This window comes from Sphingobium sp. FG58, assembly GCF_057809055.1.
In genome coordinates, this window is record NZ_JBMDJF010000001.1 from 297939 (window position 1) to 315785 (window position 17847).

Annotated in this window: 18 protein-coding genes; 9 read left to right on the forward strand and 9 right to left on the reverse strand. The window is 63.8% G+C overall.

The genetic code is table 11. The annotated features are described in order from the left end of the window. The first annotated feature begins 196 nt into the window (after nucleotides 1–196). Nucleotides 197–1372 (forward strand): glycosyltransferase, encoded by a 1176-nt coding sequence (locus ACODR8_RS01585; RefSeq protein WP_489005670.1) that lies wholly within the window; start codon nucleotides 197–199, stop codon nucleotides 1370–1372. A gap of 104 nt (nucleotides 1373–1476) precedes the next feature. On the opposite strand, the gene ACODR8_RS01590 is transcribed toward ACODR8_RS01585, so the two are convergent. Beyond that, complete coding sequence (locus ACODR8_RS01590; RefSeq protein WP_489005671.1) at nucleotides 1477–3093, reverse strand: molybdopterin oxidoreductase family protein; 1617 nt, start codon at nucleotides 3091–3093, stop codon at nucleotides 1477–1479. Nucleotides 3094–3200: 107 nt separating this feature from the next. Here ACODR8_RS01590 and modA point away from each other — a divergent pair, with 107 nt between their 5' ends. Next, nucleotides 3201–3968, forward strand: coding sequence for a molybdate ABC transporter substrate-binding protein (modA, locus tag ACODR8_RS01595; protein WP_489005672.1), 768 nt, complete (start codon nucleotides 3201–3203; stop codon nucleotides 3966–3968). A 2-nt stretch (nucleotides 3969–3970) separates the two neighbouring features. Here modA and ACODR8_RS01600 read toward each other — a convergent pair whose 3' ends face one another. From ACODR8_RS01600 to thiS, 7 genes are all read right to left on the reverse strand, one after another. Next, nucleotides 3971–5251, reverse strand: a complete 1281-nt coding sequence (locus ACODR8_RS01600) for a capsule polysaccharide biogenesis protein (RefSeq protein ID WP_489005673.1) — start codon at nucleotides 5249–5251, stop codon at nucleotides 3971–3973. After that, entirely contained in the window at nucleotides 5244–6770 is a 1527-nt protein-coding gene (locus ACODR8_RS01605; RefSeq protein WP_489005674.1) for a capsular polysaccharide export protein, LipB/KpsS family, read from the reverse strand. The genes ACODR8_RS01600 and ACODR8_RS01605 overlap by 8 nt, the downstream gene beginning before the upstream one ends. Before the next feature lie 37 nt (nucleotides 6771–6807). Further along, entirely contained in the window at nucleotides 6808–8103 is a 1296-nt protein-coding gene (locus ACODR8_RS01610; protein WP_489005675.1) for a glycosyltransferase family 4 protein, read from the reverse strand. A gap of 54 nt (nucleotides 8104–8157) precedes the next feature. Next, entirely contained in the window at nucleotides 8158–8598 is a 441-nt protein-coding gene (locus ACODR8_RS01615; protein ID WP_489005676.1) for an HIT family protein, read from the reverse strand. A 7-nt stretch (nucleotides 8599–8605) separates the two neighbouring features. Then, nucleotides 8606–9265, reverse strand: coding sequence for a CoA transferase subunit B (locus ACODR8_RS01620; RefSeq protein WP_302849099.1), 660 nt, complete (start codon nucleotides 9263–9265; stop codon nucleotides 8606–8608). Further along, on the reverse strand, nucleotides 9265–9975 hold the full coding sequence (locus ACODR8_RS01625; protein WP_489005677.1) for a CoA transferase subunit A: 711 nt from the start codon (nucleotides 9973–9975) through the stop codon (nucleotides 9265–9267). The genes ACODR8_RS01620 and ACODR8_RS01625 overlap by 1 nt, the downstream gene beginning before the upstream one ends. A gap of 167 nt (nucleotides 9976–10142) precedes the next feature. After that, on the reverse strand, nucleotides 10143–11144 hold the full coding sequence (gene thiS / locus ACODR8_RS01630) for a sulfur carrier protein ThiS (RefSeq protein WP_489005678.1): 1002 nt from the start codon (nucleotides 11142–11144) through the stop codon (nucleotides 10143–10145). A 123-nt stretch (nucleotides 11145–11267) separates the two neighbouring features. On the opposite strand from thiS, the gene aroQ reads away from it, so the two are divergent. The 7 genes from aroQ to ACODR8_RS01665 all read left to right on the forward strand — a co-directional run bounded on the left by aroQ (nucleotide 11268) and on the right by ACODR8_RS01665 (nucleotide 15337). Next, complete coding sequence (gene aroQ, locus ACODR8_RS01635; protein WP_489005679.1) at nucleotides 11268–11708, forward strand: type II 3-dehydroquinate dehydratase; 441 nt, start codon at nucleotides 11268–11270, stop codon at nucleotides 11706–11708. A gap of 108 nt (nucleotides 11709–11816) precedes the next feature. Then, the gene (gene accB, locus ACODR8_RS01640) at nucleotides 11817–12293 is read left to right on the forward strand and encodes an acetyl-CoA carboxylase biotin carboxyl carrier protein (protein ID WP_489005680.1); all 477 of its coding nucleotides are present in this window, start codon (nucleotides 11817–11819) and stop codon (nucleotides 12291–12293) included. A 13-nt stretch (nucleotides 12294–12306) separates the two neighbouring features. Next, the gene (gene accC, locus ACODR8_RS01645; RefSeq protein WP_489005681.1) at nucleotides 12307–13656 is read left to right on the forward strand and encodes an acetyl-CoA carboxylase biotin carboxylase subunit; all 1350 of its coding nucleotides are present in this window, start codon (nucleotides 12307–12309) and stop codon (nucleotides 13654–13656) included. A 36-nt stretch (nucleotides 13657–13692) separates the two neighbouring features. Then, nucleotides 13693–13971 (forward strand): BrnT family toxin, encoded by a 279-nt coding sequence (locus tag ACODR8_RS01650; RefSeq protein WP_489005682.1) that lies wholly within the window; start codon nucleotides 13693–13695, stop codon nucleotides 13969–13971. Then, nucleotides 13952–14176: a type II toxin-antitoxin system BrnA family antitoxin gene (gene brnA, locus ACODR8_RS01655; RefSeq protein WP_294136019.1), complete on the forward strand. Its 225-nt coding sequence runs from the start codon at nucleotides 13952–13954 to the stop codon at nucleotides 14174–14176. Before ACODR8_RS01650 ends, brnA begins: the two co-directional genes overlap by 20 nt. Beyond that, nucleotides 14173–14517 carry an arsenate reductase (glutaredoxin) gene (gene arsC / locus ACODR8_RS01660; RefSeq protein ID WP_489005683.1) on the forward strand — a complete coding sequence of 115 codons (345 nt, stop codon included), beginning with the start codon at nucleotides 14173–14175 and terminating at the stop codon, nucleotides 14515–14517. Before brnA ends, arsC begins: the two co-directional genes overlap by 4 nt. Nucleotides 14518–14587: 70 nt before the next feature. Then, nucleotides 14588–15337, forward strand: coding sequence for a ParA family protein (locus ACODR8_RS01665; RefSeq protein WP_489005684.1), 750 nt, complete (start codon nucleotides 14588–14590; stop codon nucleotides 15335–15337). A gap of 89 nt (nucleotides 15338–15426) precedes the next feature. Here ACODR8_RS01665 and ACODR8_RS01670 read toward each other — a convergent pair whose 3' ends face one another. Beyond that, on the reverse strand, nucleotides 15427–17787 hold the full coding sequence (locus ACODR8_RS01670; RefSeq protein ID WP_489005685.1) for a putative bifunctional diguanylate cyclase/phosphodiesterase: 2361 nt from the start codon (nucleotides 17785–17787) through the stop codon (nucleotides 15427–15429). Between the last annotated feature and the right edge of the window lie 60 nt (nucleotides 17788–17847).

Below are 17847 nucleotides of genomic sequence, written 5' to 3' on the forward strand. Positions count from 1 at the left end.
ATGAGATAAGGCGTGTTCAAATGTCAGAATCTTTTCGGACCACTAGCATTCTTTTGATTCTAGTGGATTTTACGATTTTGACATTTGCAGACCCATCCCAGCCGCCAGGGGATGCAAATGTCAAAATCAATCCACTAGCCAAAAGGTTGGCCGCCTCTTAACCACTTGGCAAAGGCTCCTGCGCGAAAGAGAGACCATGACGCTCAACGTCCTCATGCTATCGACCCTCTTTCCCGACATCAGCCGTCCGACCTTTGGCGTGTTCGTGGAACGGCAGGCGCGCGAACTGGCGAGCCGCCCGGAAGCGAGCGTTACCGTCATCGCGCCGGTCGGCCTGCCGCCATGGCCCCTCTCGCTCGCCCCGCGCTACGCCCCGCTACGCGCGCTGCCGCGCCGTGAGAAATGGCGCGAACTGACCGTCTATCGCCCGACCTTCCCGATCATCCCCAAATTTGGCGGGCGGACCAATGTGTGGACCATGACCCGCGCCATCCTGCCGCTGGTCAAGCGGCTGCACGCGGAAAAGCCGTTCGACGTGATCGACGCCAGCTTCTTCTTTCCCGACGGTCCGGTAGCGCAGCGCCTGTCGCGCGCGCTCGGCATCCCCTATTCGGTCAAGGCGCGCGGCGCGGACATCCACCATTGGGGCAGCCAGCGCGGCACCCGCAAGCTGGTGCAGCGGGCTGGCGACGGCGCGGCGGGCCTGCTCGCCGTATCGGACGCCATGCGCCGCTCCATGGTCCGCATGGGCATGGATCAGGACAGGATCCGGGTCCATTATACCGGGGTCGATCTCGACACGTTCGAAATCGCCGATCGAGCGGAGGCCAAGGCGGCGCTCGATTTTAACGGGCCGGTCGTGCTGTGCGTGGGTGCCTTGATCCCGCGCAAAGGACAGGATTTGCTCGTCCGCGCCTTGCCTTTGCTGCCTGACGTCACCTTGCTGCTGGCCGGACAGGGGCAATATCGGCGAACGCTTGAAAATCTGGCGCAGGAACTGGGTGTCGACCGGCGGCTCGGCTTTCTCGGCTCCGTCCCCCACCATAAATTGCCACGCATCTTTGCCGCTGCCGATGTGATGGCTTTGCCGTCGGCCTCCGAAGGGCTGGCCAATGCCTGGGTCGAGGCGCTGGCCTGCGGCACCCCGATCGTGATCAGCGATGTCGGCGGCGCACGCGAATTGCTCGACCGGCCGGAAGCGGGGCAGATTGTCGATCGTGACCCCGAAGCGATCGCCAACGCCATTCGCGCGATATTGGACAATCCGCCCGACCGCGAAGCCGTGCGCGCCGCCGCGCTGCGTTTCACCTGGGCGGCCAATGGCGACGCCCTGCTCGCCCATCTTCAGGACATCGCAGCAATGCCCCGCTGACGGGCTGTCCTACATCGGCCCAAGGCGATAAGATCGCATGCCGGCATTCCGATAGGATCAGGGACGCGTAACAAAATGTCGCATTTACCGGGAAAAGTGCGAAGTTAAGCGAATCTCGCCCGTCCGTCCGGGGTCGGGAAATGCCCGCCATCGAACGGCACCTCGCCCCAGCGCCACGGCGTCAGCTCGTCATAGGCCGGGTTGGAAATCGGCGCGTGCCGCCGCAGGTTGAGCAGGCGCGCACCATCATTGCCATAAGCAGTCAACCGCGCATGTTCGCGATAAATGTCGGCGGGCCGCTCATAATGGAAAGCATCGCTCCATCCCATCGCCTGCGCCACTTTGGTCAGCATCCACCAGTCCGGCCGCGCCTCTCCGGCCAAGGGGAACAGCCGCCGCTGGCGACTGACCAGCCGGTCCATACCGGTCAGCGTCCCGTCCTTTTCGACCCAGGCGGCAGAGGGCAGCAGGACCGACCAGCCATCGCCCTGCTCCGCCAGCATGTCGGTCGACCGGATCGCCAGCGGGACCAGGCCTCGCGCCTCGCCCAACCAGGCCGCCGCCGCCGGGTCCGCGCCGATGCTCCACAGCGCCTTGACCTGCCCGTCGCGCATCGCCCGCAGCAGCGCCTCCCCCTCCAGCCCCGGCCCGTCCGCCAGCAGTCGCGCGCCCCAAAAGCGGGCAGTGCTGGCGCGGGCATCAGCCGTGAAATCGCGATGGGCGGCCAGACTGTCCGCCACGCAACCGGTTTCGTGCGCCCCCATGCCATTGGCCGCACCGGTCATGGCAAAGGGTGTCGCGCCGGGCCGCCCGATCCGTCCGCTGGCGAGATGAAGGTTGATGACCGCAGCGGCCAGATCGGAAGATTGGCTACCATCAAACAGGGTGACGACCCGCTCGGTCGCCGCCCATTCCTCGCAAAAAGCCCGGATCGCCGTCGGCGTCAGCCCCGTGGCGCGGGCGACCGACCAGATATCATGCCCCGGCCGCAACCCGTCCCAGAAGCCTTCCGGCACCGCGACGCTCCGCGCCAGAAAATCCGCATCATGCCGCCCCTTGTCATGACCATGCAACAGCGCGCCAGCCAGCAAGGACGCAGCACTGCCTGGCTTCACGTTCAGATGCAGGTCCGCCTCGATCGCAGCCCCCTCGCCCGCCAGCAGGACCAGCCGCACACCCGCCAGCCGCGCCGCCTGCACCCGTTCCAGCAAGACCGGATGCGCCATGATCCCGTCGCCCACCAGCAGGATCGTCGCCGCGCGATCAATATCCTCATAGGCGGCAGGCATCACATCTTCGCCGAACGTCGCCCGTTGCGCCGCGCTGTTTCCGCCTCGCCACGGCGTATGGATATGGGCCGACCCGAAAAAGCCCTTCATCAGCTTGTTGGCGACATAATAATCCTCGGTCAGCAGGCCGCCGCCGACATGCAGCGCAAGGCTGCCCGGACCATGGCGGGTCAGGATGGCAGACAGCCGCCGCGCAACCTGCGCGATCGCCCGCTCCCATCCGACGGGCCGCCCATCAACCAAAGGCTGGAGCAACCGCCCCTCCAGCGTCATCGCGGCATCGCCCAGCGCCTGCCCCCGATCGCACAGCAGCCCGCCATTGGCGGGGTGCAGTCGATCGCCCTCTATAATGACGCGACAATCCGTGTCGGTGATCGCGCGGATACCGCAGCCGACGCCGCACTGGCCGCACTGGCTTCTGACGATCGCCATGTCAGCGCGGGTTCCTGATCATGCGACCTCCTCTAGCCGATTGATCCGCGCGACAAAAGCATGGTGCGACGCTTGCATAGCCAATGGGCCGAGGGCAGACAGACGGCATGATCCAACGCTTCCTCTGCGCCATCGCGCTGCTCCTGCTTCTGGCGCCGACGGCACAGGCCGCCCCGGGCGATCGTGGCCCGCTGGTGCTGGCGGCGGCCAGCATGCAGGAGGCGATGACCGCCGCCGCCGACGCATGGGCCAGGCAAGGCCATGCCCGACCCGTCCTGTCCTTCGCCGGTTCCTCCGCGCTGGCGCGGCAGATCCGGGCAGGCGCGCCCGCCGACCTCTTCCTGTCGGCGGACGAGGACTGGATGCGCGATGTGGAGCAGGCCGGGTTCGTCGTGCGCGGCACCCGCACCAATATGGTCGGCAACCGGCTGGTGCTGGTGACGCCCAAGGCCAGGCCAGTGCGCCTGCGGATCGGTCGCGCCATGCCGATCACGCGGGCGCTCGGCAACGGGCGGCTGGCCATGGCAGACCCCGACAGCGTGCCGGCGGGCAAATATGGCAAGGCGGCGCTTACCAGCCTTGGCGTATGGCCCAGCGTCGCTGGCAGGATCGCGCGCGGCGACAATGTCCGCGCGGCGCTCGCGCTGGTGGAACGGGGCGAGGTGCCGCTGGGGATCGTCTACGCCACCGACGCGCGGGTTGCCAGCGGCGTTGCGATCGTCGGCGCTTTTCCGGCGCGCAGCCATCCGCCGATCCGCTACCCGATCGCGCGCCTGACCGGCAGCCGCCACAAGGAGGCCGAAGCGTTCCGCCGCTTCCTGCTCTCGTCAACCGGCAAGGCCATCTTCACCCGCTACGGCTTTACCGTCCCTTGAAATCAGGGTGCTGTGTTCGACGCGATGAAATCGCTGACCTTGGGCGTAACCAGTTTCAGATGGCCGCGAGTTGACCGCTTAACCGGCGCCAGCCGATCCGCCGCATTATCGACCAGCATCTGCAACCCTTCGTCGCTCAACAACCCGCCACGAATCAGGCAGCGATCGGCCAATACCTGCCGGAAGGCCGAATAGAGCGCCATGTCGGGTGGGGAGGGATCGGTCCAAAAAGCGTCCAGACCCTTCACACTGACCATGCCCGGCACCTTGTAGACCGCATGACCAAGGACCACGACCGGCTTGCCGCTGTTAAGCGCCAGCGTGCCGACCGTGCTGTTGACCGTGACCACGCCGATCGCCTTTTCAACGACCTCGGCAATGTCCCAGTCCGACAAATAATGAATGCGATCCGCGACGCCATAATCGGTCGCCAGACGCCGGATCAGCCGATCCCAGGCGACCAGGCCGGAATCGAGCGGATGTTGCTTGATGACCAGCAGCACGTCGGCGGGGGCATGATGGGCAAAGCTTTTGATGACGAAGCGCAACGCCGCGCGCATGTCACCAAAGGGCGAGTGGATGCGCAGTTGATAATCCGAATTGAGCTGCAACGGCAGGGTGAAATAGCGCTTCCCTTCGACCTTGGCCCAGGCTTTCGCCGACTGATGCATGTCGCGGCGGCGCATCATCAGTTTGCGCCCCCAGGACAGCGATTCCATCAGGAAGCTGTGCGGCCGGTGCGTGCGGTAGAAGGGGAACAAAGGCCGCAACACCGCCGCAGCGAGACCAGTGCGCATGGTATTGCGGGCGCGGGTGCTGAAGTTGGACGGGATCGTCGGTTGATTCTCGTCCAGCGGGGGCAGGCCGCGCGCCTGGTCGCGATACCATTGCGGGTCGAGCGGCAGGGTGGAATTGCCATTCACGCCATCGGCCTGAAGCGTCAGGAAATCGGGGCGGATATAGCCTTCCTCCACCACATGGACGCGCAGGTCGCGCAGCCGGGCCATGCCATGCGCGCTGGCATGATAGGGGCGGCAATCGCCGTAGAGGATCAGGTCGGTGACGCCATGGGTGACGACGAAATCATCGAAGAAGAGCGGCCAGTTGCGAAATGTGCCGCGATAGTCGGTCGCATCGTCGGGCCAGTCGACCTTGTCGCCACCATTGATGTTGATTCGCAGCGCAGCATGGCCGCGCGCCCGCAATGCGTCGGCCAGCATCGCGAAATAGGGACCATGCGGTCCTTGCAGGAATAGAAACGTCTTGGATGGGCGGTTAGCCATGTAGAAACTCAGCGGACAAGGTCATAAAACGTCGAAACTTCCCCTGTAGCGCCCGCAACGCGATGAGCCATGTCATCGGCGGCGTCGATCCATCCGCCATGCGATCCACCATGATTTCTGGACCGCACGGCAACCGCGTTACCGGATCTAGATAGCGAGGATAGAGAATGAGAGCGGCCGCGACAAGCTGATCCACGCTGAGTTGACGCCCCCGCCGCGCACTGGGCTGGGCCAGATCGCGCGTCAGCCCCCACCCGGCATAGAAGGGCATACCGTGAACCGTTACGGAACGGCCGCGCATCAGCGCCTCGAAACCGGTGAGGGAGGAGAGGACATGCAGCTCATCAATTGCCTGGACCAGCTCCATCAAAGGCGCGCCCGTGTCGATCGCATCGGCATGGGTGAGAACGACAGCGTCAGGCAAATGCCCCTTGCGATGCCCCGCCTGCACGTCGGGATGGGGCCGATAGACTATCCACGCGTCCGGTTCGGCACGACGCACCCGCATCAGAAAATCGAGATTGCCATCGACCCCGGCTCCACCCAGCCGCACCGACAGGTCGTCATCGACCTGGCCGATCGCCAATACCGTGCGCCTGCCCGCTGGCAGGTCGATCATCCGCCCCGCTTCCGGCCCATATTTGGTCACACCGGTCGCGCAAACCCTTTCACGCAGGCGGCGGGCGCGATCGACCAGCGCGGGCAGAAAGTCGTGCGTTGCCAGTAGCGTTTCCAGGTCATTGGCAGCGCGTGAATTATAATAGATGCCGGTCCGATCGACCACGACGGAGCCGGGCGGATGCAGCCCCGCCCCCAGTCCGCGCGATCGCAGAAATCCATCCTCCACTCGCGCCAGTGCGACGCCCTGATCGGCTGCATCCTGCGGTATGGTGACCGGGACGCGCGATGGCCAGACCGCCAGCGCACCCTTGTCCCGCCGGGCGCGGCGCAGGCCCCGCTCGGCGGACAGGAAGGGGGGAGACGACTTGCCATCCCACAAAAAATGACGGATCGCGTCGCGCTTCCAGAAGGCCATGCCGCTGGCCGCGACGATGCCGCGATTGCCGTCGAGATGCCGTCGCCAGTCGGCAAGCTGCGTCACAGCCTGCATGGCATCGACCGGCTGGCCGGTGAAACAGTCGCGATAGCGGGCAGCAGCGATTCGCGCCTTGAGGATAGCGCGCAGCTGATCGGGGTCGATGGCCGCGCTATCGGGACCGATGACAGGAACGCCCAGCAGACCCGCGATCAATGCCAGTTCGTCATCGGCCTGCGCCTGGATAGACTGCGCCTGCGCGACCAGCGCCCAGGGATCGCACTCGCCTCCATGGGACTGGCCTTGCTCATCAGGTCGCGCGCCCCAGAATGTGCCGCCAACCCGCGCCGCAACGATCGCGTCCAGCACCGCGTCGTCAACCGGCGCACCCACCTCGCCCGCGTCGCGCAACAGGCTGACAGCGGCGAGAGACGTGTCGATTCCGGGAAAGGGCGGGGACCGCAGGAATGGCGTGGACATCATGATGGCAATCAGTTCATGGGCTTGGGCCGATGCAAGGTCAAGAAACAGAGCTTGTCACATCTTCCAGCAGATCGGTCACGATGTCGAAATAGTCGCGCCAGGTGGGCGCACGCCAGACCGACAGCCGGGCAAGTTGGGCCGCGCGATCAGGCGAAACCGGCTGACTATAGTTGCGAATCGCCTTCATCCAGCCCAGCCCGTCGAGCGGATCGAGATAATCGGGCGCGTCGCCGCCCACTTCGCGATGGGCCATGATGTCGCTGCATATCACCGGCACGCCAGCGGCCAGCGCCTCGACCACCGGCATCCCGAAGCCCTCGGCAAAGGAGGGCATCAGCATCGCGCGCGCATTGGCGACCAGCGCCTGCATCCGCGTATCGGACACTTCACCCGCTTCGATCACATGGCCGCGCAACGCTTCGGCACGATCGAGCAGGTCGACGACATTCTCATTTTCCCAGCCGCGCCGGCCGATCAGCACCAGCACCGGGGCTGCATCGCCCAATTGCTCGACCAGCCGCCGCCAGATGGTGAGCAGCAGCAGGTGATTCTTGCGCGGTTCGATGGTCGAAATATAGACGAAATAAGGGCGGTCGGGCAGCACTTCGCCCCGGCCGCCAAATATGTCCGGGGCATCCGCGCCGAAATGGGCGACGCGGACCACCCGCCCCGCCAGGCCGTGCGCCATGTGCGGTTCCAGTGCATCGATCGTCGCCTGGCTGTTGCCGATGATGCCGCTGGCGAAGCGGTCGATCGTGCCTACCCGCCGTCGATGTTCGTCCGCACCCTGCGGCCGGGCATATTCGGGGTGACTAAGCGGGATCACATCATGCACCAGCGTCACGAATTTCGCGCCCTCGGCACGCAGGATCGCCCCGACCTGATCGGCATCGTCCAGATGGTGCGGCGACACCTGCAAATAGAGGCGCGGCCCGGTCGCGCGTGGGACTGGGCGGGGGCGCAGCGCGAACATGTGCCGCACCGTCGCCGCCCGGCTCTCCCGCGCGTCGGCAACCCCGGCATTGCGCCATTTGGCCGCCGTGAAGGCCAAAAACTGCCGCACCGCCGCACTATCGAGCCGGCCATAATAGCCGCCAGCCGGGTGGACCGCGGCAAAAGACAGCCGATCGGGAATCCGCTCCAGCAATTCGCGGGCATAGACATATTCGACCCGGTCGATGCCAGTCGGCGCGGGGTGGAAGGAACGCGACAGCAGGCGCGACAGGTCGAGAATGACCTCGCTTTCGCCGCGCTGGCCCTGAAACAGCGGGCTGGCCCGCTTGGTGCGGAGCGCCAGCCGCGCGCCGGGCACATTGAAGGGACGCAGGCCCATATCAACGTCCGCCGGCAAAAAAGGGCGCGCGCCCCGCAAAGCGATGGAGGCGCATCAGAGGTGCGCGCGAATCTCTTGCGCCAGCGCTTTGAGCGCATCGGCGTCCGCGAACCCGCCCTGCCCGTGCGCGGCAAAGCCGGGCGCCTGCCCTGCCCAGCGCGGCACGATATGGACGTGGAGATGGAACACGGTCTGCCCTGCCGCCGCGCCGTTAAACTGGGCGATATGCAGGCCGTCGGGGTTGAGCGCGGCGCGGATGGCAGTCGCGACCTTGCGGGTCGTCGCCATCACCTGCGCCAGCGCATCATCCTCAATCTCCAATATGTTACGCGCCTTCGACCATTTGGAAATGACCAGCGCATGCCCCTTCGACTGGGGCTGGATATCCAGGAAGCAGAGCGTATCGGCATCCTCATACAGGGTGACCGAGGGGATCTTGCCCGCAAGGATGAGGGCAAAGACATTGCCCTCATCATAGACGCCGTCGAGGCTCATGACGCTGTCAGACCAGATAATGAGCGGTGGTCTTGGCGGCGACTTCCTCCGCCGTGACGCCGGGCGCCATTTCGACCAGCGTGAAGGGGCTGTCATGGTCGGGGCGCTGGAACACGCACAGGTCGGTGATGATCATGTCGACCACATTCTTGCCGGTCAGCGGCAGGGTGCAGGCCGGGATGAATTTGGGATCGCCGTTCTTGGACGTATGTTCCATCACGACGATGATCTTCTTCACACCCGCGACCAGATCCATCGCGCCGCCCATGCCCTTGATCATCTTGCCGGGGATCATCCAGTTGGCGATGTCGCCATTTTCGGCAATCTCCATCGCGCCCAGGACGGTGAGGTCGATATGCCCGCCGCGGATCATCGCAAAACTGTCGGCCGAACTGAAATAAGCGGTCTGCGGCAATTCGCTGATCGTCTGCTTGCCCGCATTGATGAGGTCAGCATCCTCTTCGCCCTCATAGGGGAAAGGACCGATGCCCAGCATCCCGTTTTCCGACTGAAGCGTCACTTCAACCCCAGCCGGAATATGGTTCGCGACCAGCGTCGGGATGCCGATACCGAGGTTGACGTAGAAACCGTCTTTCAGTTCCTTGGCCGCGCGCGCAGCCATCTCATCACGGGTCCAGCCCTTGGCGATGCCATCATGCGATGTCATTATGCGGCTTCCTTCTGACGAACGGTGCGGAATTCGATCTTCTTGTCATAGGGCGCGCCAATGATCATGCGCTTGACGTAAATGCCGGGCAGGTGGATCGCGTCCGGGTCCAGGCTGCCGGTCGGCACCACTTCCTCGACCTCGGCGACGCAGATTTTGGCAGCGGTCGCCATCGGCTGGTTGAAGTTGCGCGCAGTCTTGCGGAAGATCAGGTTGCCGCTCTCATCGGCCTTCCACCCCTTGATGACGGCCACGTCGGCAAAGATGCCCCGCTCCAATATATAGTCCTGTCCGTCGAAATTCTTGACTTCCTTGCCTTCGGCCACGGCAGTCCCAACGCCAGTCTTGGTATAGAAGCCAGGAATGCCCGCCCCGCCAGCACGGCAGCGTTCGGCCAGCGTTCCCTGCGGACTGAACTCCACCTCCAGCTCGCCCGCCAGATATTGGCGTTCAAATTCCTTATTCTCGCCGACGTAGGAGGAGATCATTTTCTTGACCTGCCGCGTGCGCAGCAGCTTGCCCAGCCCCTCGCCGTCGATACCGGCATTGTTGGACGCGATGGTCAGATCCTTGACGCCCGAATCGCGGATCGCATCGATCAGCCGTTCGGGAATACCGCACAGGCCAAAGCCACCCGCGCATAAATGCATACCGTCAAAGAGGAGTCCCTCCAGCGCGGACGCTGCATCGGGGTAGAGCTTGTTCACCATCGCTTATTCTCCTCCTCAACTTGCCCCAGCCCATAGGCGACAAGATGGGCAATGGTCAATTTGCTGCGTTGGCGAAAAGCCACCCTCCGTTCGTTTCGAGCCTGGTCGAGAAACACGAACACTATGCTATCGGCTTCTCGACTTCGCTCGAAGCGAACGGTGGTAGGTTAGATCAACCCTGCCAAAGGGCTGGACGGATCGGCATACATACGCTTGCCCATGCGCCCGGCGCGATAGGCCATACGGCCCGCTTCCACACCCGCCTTCATCGCGGCGGCCATCAGCACCGGGTCTTTCGCTTCGGCAATCGCGGTGTTCATCAGCACGCCGGTGCAACCCAGCTCCATCGCCTGTGCCGCTTCGGACGCGGTGCCGACCCCTGCATCGACCAGCACCGGCAGCTTGGTGCCTTCCACGATCAGGCGGATGGTTACCCGGTTCTGAATGCCCAGCCCCGACCCGATCGGCGCGCCCAGAGGCATGATCGCGACCGCGCCGACATCCTCCAGCCGCTTGGCCGCGATCGGATCATCGACGCAATAGACCATCGGCTTGAAGCCTTCCTTGGCCAGGATTTCGGTCGCACGCAGCGTTTCGACCATATCGGGATAGAGGGTCCGCGCCTCCCCCAGCACTTCCAGCTTCACCAATTCCCAACCGCCCGCCTCGCGCGCCAGCCGCAGCGTGCGGATCGCATCCTCGCCGGTGAAGCAGCCCGCCGTATTGGGCAGATAGGTGATGACCTTGGGGTCGATATAATCGGTCAGCATCGGCGCCTTGGAGTCCGACACATTGACGCGGCGCACCGCGACGGTGACGATCTCCGCCCCCGACGCCGCGACCGCTGCCGCATTCTGCTCGAAACTCTTATATTTGCCCGTGCCCACGATCAGGCGCGATCGGAAAGTCTGACCTGCGACGGACCAGCTATCGTCGGCAAGCGAAGCAACGTCGCCGCCACCGACAAAATGCACGATTTCCAACTCGTCACCATCCTCGACCATGACCTGCGCCAGTGTCGATCGCGGCACGACCTCCAGATTGCGCTCCACCGCCACCTTTTCCGGCACGAAGCCCAGTTCACTGGCCAATTGGGCCAGTGTCAGCCCGTCGCGCACGCGCCGATGTTCGCCATTGATGTGAATGGATATGGTGCCGTCGACGCTCACGATATGCGGTCCCGTTCATGCAAGATGGAAACGTGTCTCGACTTGGCGCGACACGAAAGGCTAAAGATCGTCGCCGCATATAGGGGCGCTTGTCCCCTGCTCGCAACAACCAAGGGGAACGCCGTGGCGGATACGCGCAAAATCTATGTGCTGAACGGTCCCAACCTGAACATGCTGGGGACGCGCGAGCCGGAAATATACGGCTATGACACGCTGGATGATATTGCCGAGCGGATGGAGGATGCGGCGACACGCGCCCATGTCGCGATCGATTTTCGCCAGTCCAACCATGAAGGTCATCTGATCGACTGGTTGCAGGAAGCCAATCAGGAGGCTGCCCATGCCGTCATCCTGAATCCCGGCGGACTGACCCACACATCGGTAGCGCTGCACGACGCGATCAAGGGCATCACCGTGCCGGTGATCGAGGTCCATCTGTCCAACCCGCACAAGCGTGAGCCATTCCGCCATAAAAGCTATGTCGGGATGGCCGCCAAGGGGACGATCGCGGGCTTTGGCCCGATGTCCTATATGCTTGCGCTGGAAGCGGCGCTGGAACTCTAGCGGCCATTGCGCTGCTTCGGGCCGACGCTACAAAGTTGCGCTTTGGCGCAAATCGGCATAGGCGCTGGCCGCCAGAACAACGTCTAAGATGCGAAACAAGGGTCAACCATGAACGACAAGCAGGAAAAGGGCGCAATGCAGGTGGATGTCGCGCTGGTGCGCGAACTGGCCGCACTGCTCGACGATACCCACCTGACCGAGATCGAGGTCGAGGATGGCGATCGCAAGATCCGCGTCGCCCGCAAGGCTGGCGGCGGCGCGCCCATCTATGCGCCATCCTACGCCCCTGCCCCCGCCGCTCCGGTTGCGGCCCCCACGTCCGCGTCCGCCGCTGAACCAGCAGCACCCGCCGGAAACATGGTCCGCTCGCCCATCGTCGGCACCGCCTATCTGTCGGCGGAGCCGGGCGCTGCGCCCTTCGTCCGCGTGGGCGCGCAGGTCGCCGCTGGCGAAACGGTCGTGATCATCGAAGCGATGAAGGTCATGAACGCGATTGCCGCGCCAACGTCCGGCACGATCAAGGCGGTGCTGGTCGATAATGGTCAGCCGGTCGAATATGACCAGCCGCTGATCGTCATCGAATAAGGCCGCGCAGCCCATGACCATTGAAAAGCTGCTGATCGCCAACCGGGGCGAGATCGCGCTGCGCATCCATCGCGCCTGCCATGAAATGGGGATCAAGACGGTCGCGGTCCATTCGACCGCTGACGCCGACGCCATGCATGTGCGACTGGCCGACGAAGCGATCTGCATCGGGCCGCCCGCCGCGCGCGACAGCTATCTGAACATCGCCGCGATCATCTCCGCTGCCGAAATCTCCGGCGCGGACGCGATCCATCCGGGCTATGGTTTCCTGAGCGAAAACGCCAAATTCGCCGAAATCGTCGAAGCCCATGGCATCGCCTTCGTCGGCCCCAAGCCCGAACATATCCGCACCATGGGTGACAAGATCGAGGCCAAGCGGACCGCTGGCGCGCTGGGCCTGCCGCTGGTTCCCGGTTCCGACGGCGCGATCAGCGATCTGGAGGAAGCCAAGGCGATAGCGGAAAAGGCCGGTTATCCGGTCATCATCAAGGCCGCGTCCGGCGGTGGTGGTCGCGGCATGAAAGTCTGCACCTCCCCCGACGATCTGGAAACGCTGATGCAGCAGGCCGGGTCGGAAGCAAAGGCCGCGTTCGGCGACGCCACCGTCTATCTCGAAAAATATCTGGGCAATCCGCGCCATATCGAAATCCAGGTCTTTGGCGACGGCAAGGGCAATGCCATCCATCTGGGCGAACGCGATTGCTCGCTCCAGCGCCGCCACCAGAAGGTGCTGGAAGAAGCCCCCTCCCCGATCCTGGGCCAGGCCGATCGTGAGCGAATCGGCGGCATCTGCGCCAAAGCCATGGCCGATATGGGCTATCGCGGCGCGGGGACGATCGAGTTCCTCTGGGAAGATGGCGAATTCTACTTCATCGAGATGAACACGCGGCTTCAGGTCGAGCATCCGGTGACCGAAATGATCACCGGGGTCGATCTGGTCCGCGAACAGATCCGTATCGCGGAGGGCAAGCCGCTGTCGGTCGCGCAGGAAGATCTGCGCTTCACCGGTCACGCCATCGAATGCCGCATCAATGCCGAAGATCCCCGGACCTTCGCGCCATCGCCCGGCACCGTCACCCGCTATCATGTCCCCGGCGGGATGCATGTCCGCGTCGATAGCGGCCTGTATCAGGGCTATAAGGTGCCGCCCTATTATGACAGCATGATCGGCAAGCTGATCGTCTATGGCCGCACCCGCGAAGGCTGCATCATGCGCCTGAAACGCGCCCTGCAGGAATATGTGATCGAGGGGATGAAAACCACGATCCCCCTGCATCAGGCGCTGCTGGAGGACCCGGAGTTCCTGAACGGCGATTATAGCATCAAATGGCTGGAAGAGTGGTTGGCGCGGGACGGAAACTGATGAGCGACGGTTGCAAAATTATACCATTTTGGTAATATGCTGATGTTCGAATTTGATCCCGCCAAGAGCCAATCCAATCGGGAGAAGCACGGGATCGATTTCGTCGCGGCGCAAAATCTGTGGCTCGACGAACGACTTCTGGTCGTTCCGGCGCGGGATGGTGAACCACTCGAACGGCGCTGGCTGGCGATCGGACAGATCGACGGACGCCATTGGTCGGCGATCTTCGCCGAGCGAGGTGAGCGCATCCGCATCATATCGGTGCGGCGGGCAAGGCGGGAGGAGATAGACGTCTATGACCGGGAAGAGCCTTGAGGATCGTTTCGATGATGGCGAGTCCGTCCTGCAGGATTTTGACCTGTCAGCAGCGACCCGTCCCAATCTGACGCTGCGCCGGGTCAATGTGGATTTCCCCAGTTGGATGATCACCCGGCTGGATCAGGAAGCACGCCGACGCGGCGTTTCGCGGCAGGCGCTGATCAAGACATGGCTTTCAGATAAATTGGATAGCGCTGCATGAAGGCCACCATCTGGCATAATCCCCGCTGCTCCAAGTCGCGCGCGGCGCTGGCGATCTTGCAGGAGACGCCGGGCGTCGACGTGAGCGTGGTGGAATATCTCAAGACGCCGCCAAGCCGCGCTGAAATCGCGGCAGTGCTGGCCAAGGCCGGGCTGACGCCTCGCGACGCGCTGCGCAAGGGCGAGGGGGTGGTGAAGGAGATCGGCCTCGACACCAGCGACGACGCCGCGATCCTCGATGCGATGGCCGCGCACCCGATCCTGATCGAGCGCGCCATCGTGATGACCGACAAGGGCGCGGTCATCGCCCGGCCCCCGGAAAAGGCGCGCGACGTCCTGTAACGTCACCACAGCGTAACATTGCCATGATTGAGGGCTTGCTTTGGCGGGAGGAAGCCGTAGCCTTCACCCCATGGCAAAGGAACCGGCATTGGCGACCATCGCCGTTTACAGCCTCAAGGGCGGGGTCGGCAAAACCACCTTCGCGATCAACCTCGCCTGGGCCTCGGCGACCATTTCGAAACGGCGGACCTTGTTGTGGGATCTGGACCCGCAGGCGGCGTCAAGCTGGCTGATTTCCACCGACAGCAAGAGCCGCGACGCGGCGCAAGCGATCTTCAGCAAGGATGTCGAGGTCCGCAAGCTGATTCAGCCGTCGACTGTGCCGGGGCTGGACCTGATCGCCGCCGACACATCGCTGCGCAGCCTGGACCATCTGTTCCGCGAGATGGACAAGAAGAAACGGCTGTCCAAGCTGATCGAGAGCCTGGGCAAGGATTATGACCGCATCATCCTTGATTGCCCGCCGGGCCTCACCGAAACCAGCGAGCAGGTGCTGCGCGCCGCCGACCTGATCGTCATTCCCGTGATCCCGTCGCCCCTGTCGCAGCGGGCGATGGGCGAAGTCGCGCGCTATCTGGTGCAACGCGGCGGCAGCCATGCGCCGATCCTGCCGGTCTATTCGATGGTCGATCGCCGCCGAACCCTGCATCGCAAGGCGCTGGACGAACAGCCCGACTGGCCCGCCATCCCGATGGCCAGCACGATCGAGCAGATGACGGTGCGTCGCAAGCCGCTCGGCGCCTTTGCCCCCGCATCGCCCCCAGCCAAGGATTTTGCCGCGCTGTGGACCATGGTGGAACGACAGTTGCTGGGTAATTAGAGTGGGATGACTTTACCTTGACCCGTTCGTTTCTCGACTTCGCTCGAAACGAACGGAGGTTGGGGGTTCCAACCTGAGGCCATCCGACTTTAGGCCCGCGCCCGCTCCTGCTGCGACGGGAACAGGCCAATCGCGTCCTGCGCAGCCATGGGGCGGCCGAAATAATAGCCCTGTACCTTCGTGCAGCCCAGCCGCCGCACCATCTCCAGCTCGACCTCGGTCTCCACCCCTTCGGCCGTGGTCGCCATGCCGAGGCTATCGGCCAGCGTGACGACGGCGCGGATGATCGCCAGGCTTTCGGGCGTATTTTTCGACGCGCCGACCACGAAGCTGCGGTCGATCTTGATCGTGTTGAAACGGGTGCGGCTGAGATAGCCGAGCGAGGAGTAGCCGGTGCCGAAATCATCGAGCGACAACTGGATGCCAAGGCCAAGCAACTGGTCGAGCACCCGCAACGCGCCCGCATCCTCGTTCATGAACACGCTTTCGGTGACTTCCAGTTCCAGCCGCCGCGCCTCCAGTCCGCTTTGCGCCAGCGCCGATATGACCGCCGACACGAAGCTGGGATGGGTCAATTGTTCGGCCGACACGTTGACGGCAATCCGCACATCATCGGGCCAGCGCATCGCTTCCATACAGGCGGTGCGCAGCACCCATTCGCCGATCGGTGCGATCAGGCGCGCCTCTTCGGCGACCGGCACGAATTTGACTGGCGAAATCGGCCCCATTTCCGGGTGGGTCCAGCGCACCAGCGCCTCAAAACCCAAAACCGCGCCGCTGATCGCATCCACCACAGGCTGGTAAAGGACATGAAGTTGATCCTTGGCCAGCGCCTCGCGCAATGCCAGTTCCAGCAGCCGCCTTTCTTCCGCCTTGGCATGGAGTTGCGGTTCATAGGCGCAATGCAGCCCGCCGCCCTCTCCCTTCGCACGATAGAGCGCAAGGTCCGCACTACGGATCAGGGATTCCGATTCGCGCCCGTCCATGGGCGAGATCGCCGAGCCGACCGATGCCCCGACATAGAGCATATGCTGATCGACCTGATAGGGCGCGGACAGCGCGCCGATGATCGCAGAGGAGAGCTGTTCGATCCGATGGCTGTCAGCGACGGTGGGAATGACGACGCCAAATTCGTCACCGCCGATGCGCCCGCAAAATTCCGGGCCTGAACAAATTTGCCGCAGACGGCGCGCGACCTGGCTGAGCAGCTTGTCGCCGGTCTGATGCCCCAGCGTGTCGTTGATCGCCTTGAACCGATCGAGGTCGATCATCAGAAAGCCGCAGCCCGACGTTCGCCCCTGCGTCGCTGCCATCGCCTGATCCAGCACTTCACGCAGATGGCTGCGGTTGGGCAGGCCGGTCAGCGGATCGAAGCGCGCCAGCATGGCGATCTTGTCCGCCGATTCGCGCTGCGTGGTGACGTCCGACGCGACACCGCGGAAGCCCAGAAATATGCCGTTTTCATCATGGCGGGGAGAGGCGGACAATTCCCACCAGCGGGTCTGGCCCTGAACCTCGACCGGAAGGACCAGATTGCTGAAGCTTTCGCGCCGCTTGAGATGGTCGGCCAGACTGTGCAGACCGGCAGCGAAACGACCGCTTTCCCAGCCGCTGCCAGCCAATATCTGGACCAGCGGCTCTCCTTCCAACTGGGCAGGCTCCAACCCCATGGTTTCGGCAAAGCGCGCAGAAACGCTGCTGATCCGACGCAGCGGATCGGTCTGCCACAACCAGTCGGCCCCGCCGCCCTCATATTCGCGCAGCAGCAGGCTGACGACTTCGCTCTTTTCCTCCAGCTGCACCGTGGTGCTGTGCTGACGCGCGAAGGTGCGGGCATAGATGACGCAGCCGACCAGTAGCGACAGCGCATAGCTGGTCGCCAGCGCGCGCAACGGTAACTGGCCACCGTCATGGAACATGGCGAACAGCCCCGCGATGCAGGGCAAGAGGAAGGCGGTAGCGGACAGCGGCGTTGCGGCATAGCTGATGGCGCCGCACACCATGATGCAGCTGATTACCGTCCAGAGCGCAACCAGCTCCTCCGTTTCGCCCGATTGCGAAACAAGGACCATGCAGGTCGCCCATACGATGCCCTGCAACAGCGCGCCAAAGCCGTGTCGGCGCAGATCGCGGGCCGTGAGGCCGATATTATTGGCTTTACGGCGGTCACGGTCGATCACGACGCCGACCAGAGTGCAGCCGATCAGCGCGACGCTCCACAGCCCCAGCATGACCGGCGAACAGCAATGGACAAAAACCTGCCAGATGAACAGCAGGGCGCACAGGTTCATGACCTGCCGCAGCAAGGCCACGCTGTCCGCGGTGCGCAGCTGCGATTCCAGCACCCGCGTTCCGGCGTCGCCACTTACACAGCAAAGGCCCATCATCGCGCGCAGTGATGCACGCGCCTGACGGTCCGGTTCGGCAATATGGTCCTGTTTGCTACCCACGGTCCCGCGATAGCAGCCATGGGTTATGATTTGGTAAGCCCGACGACCGCGAAGCGATCA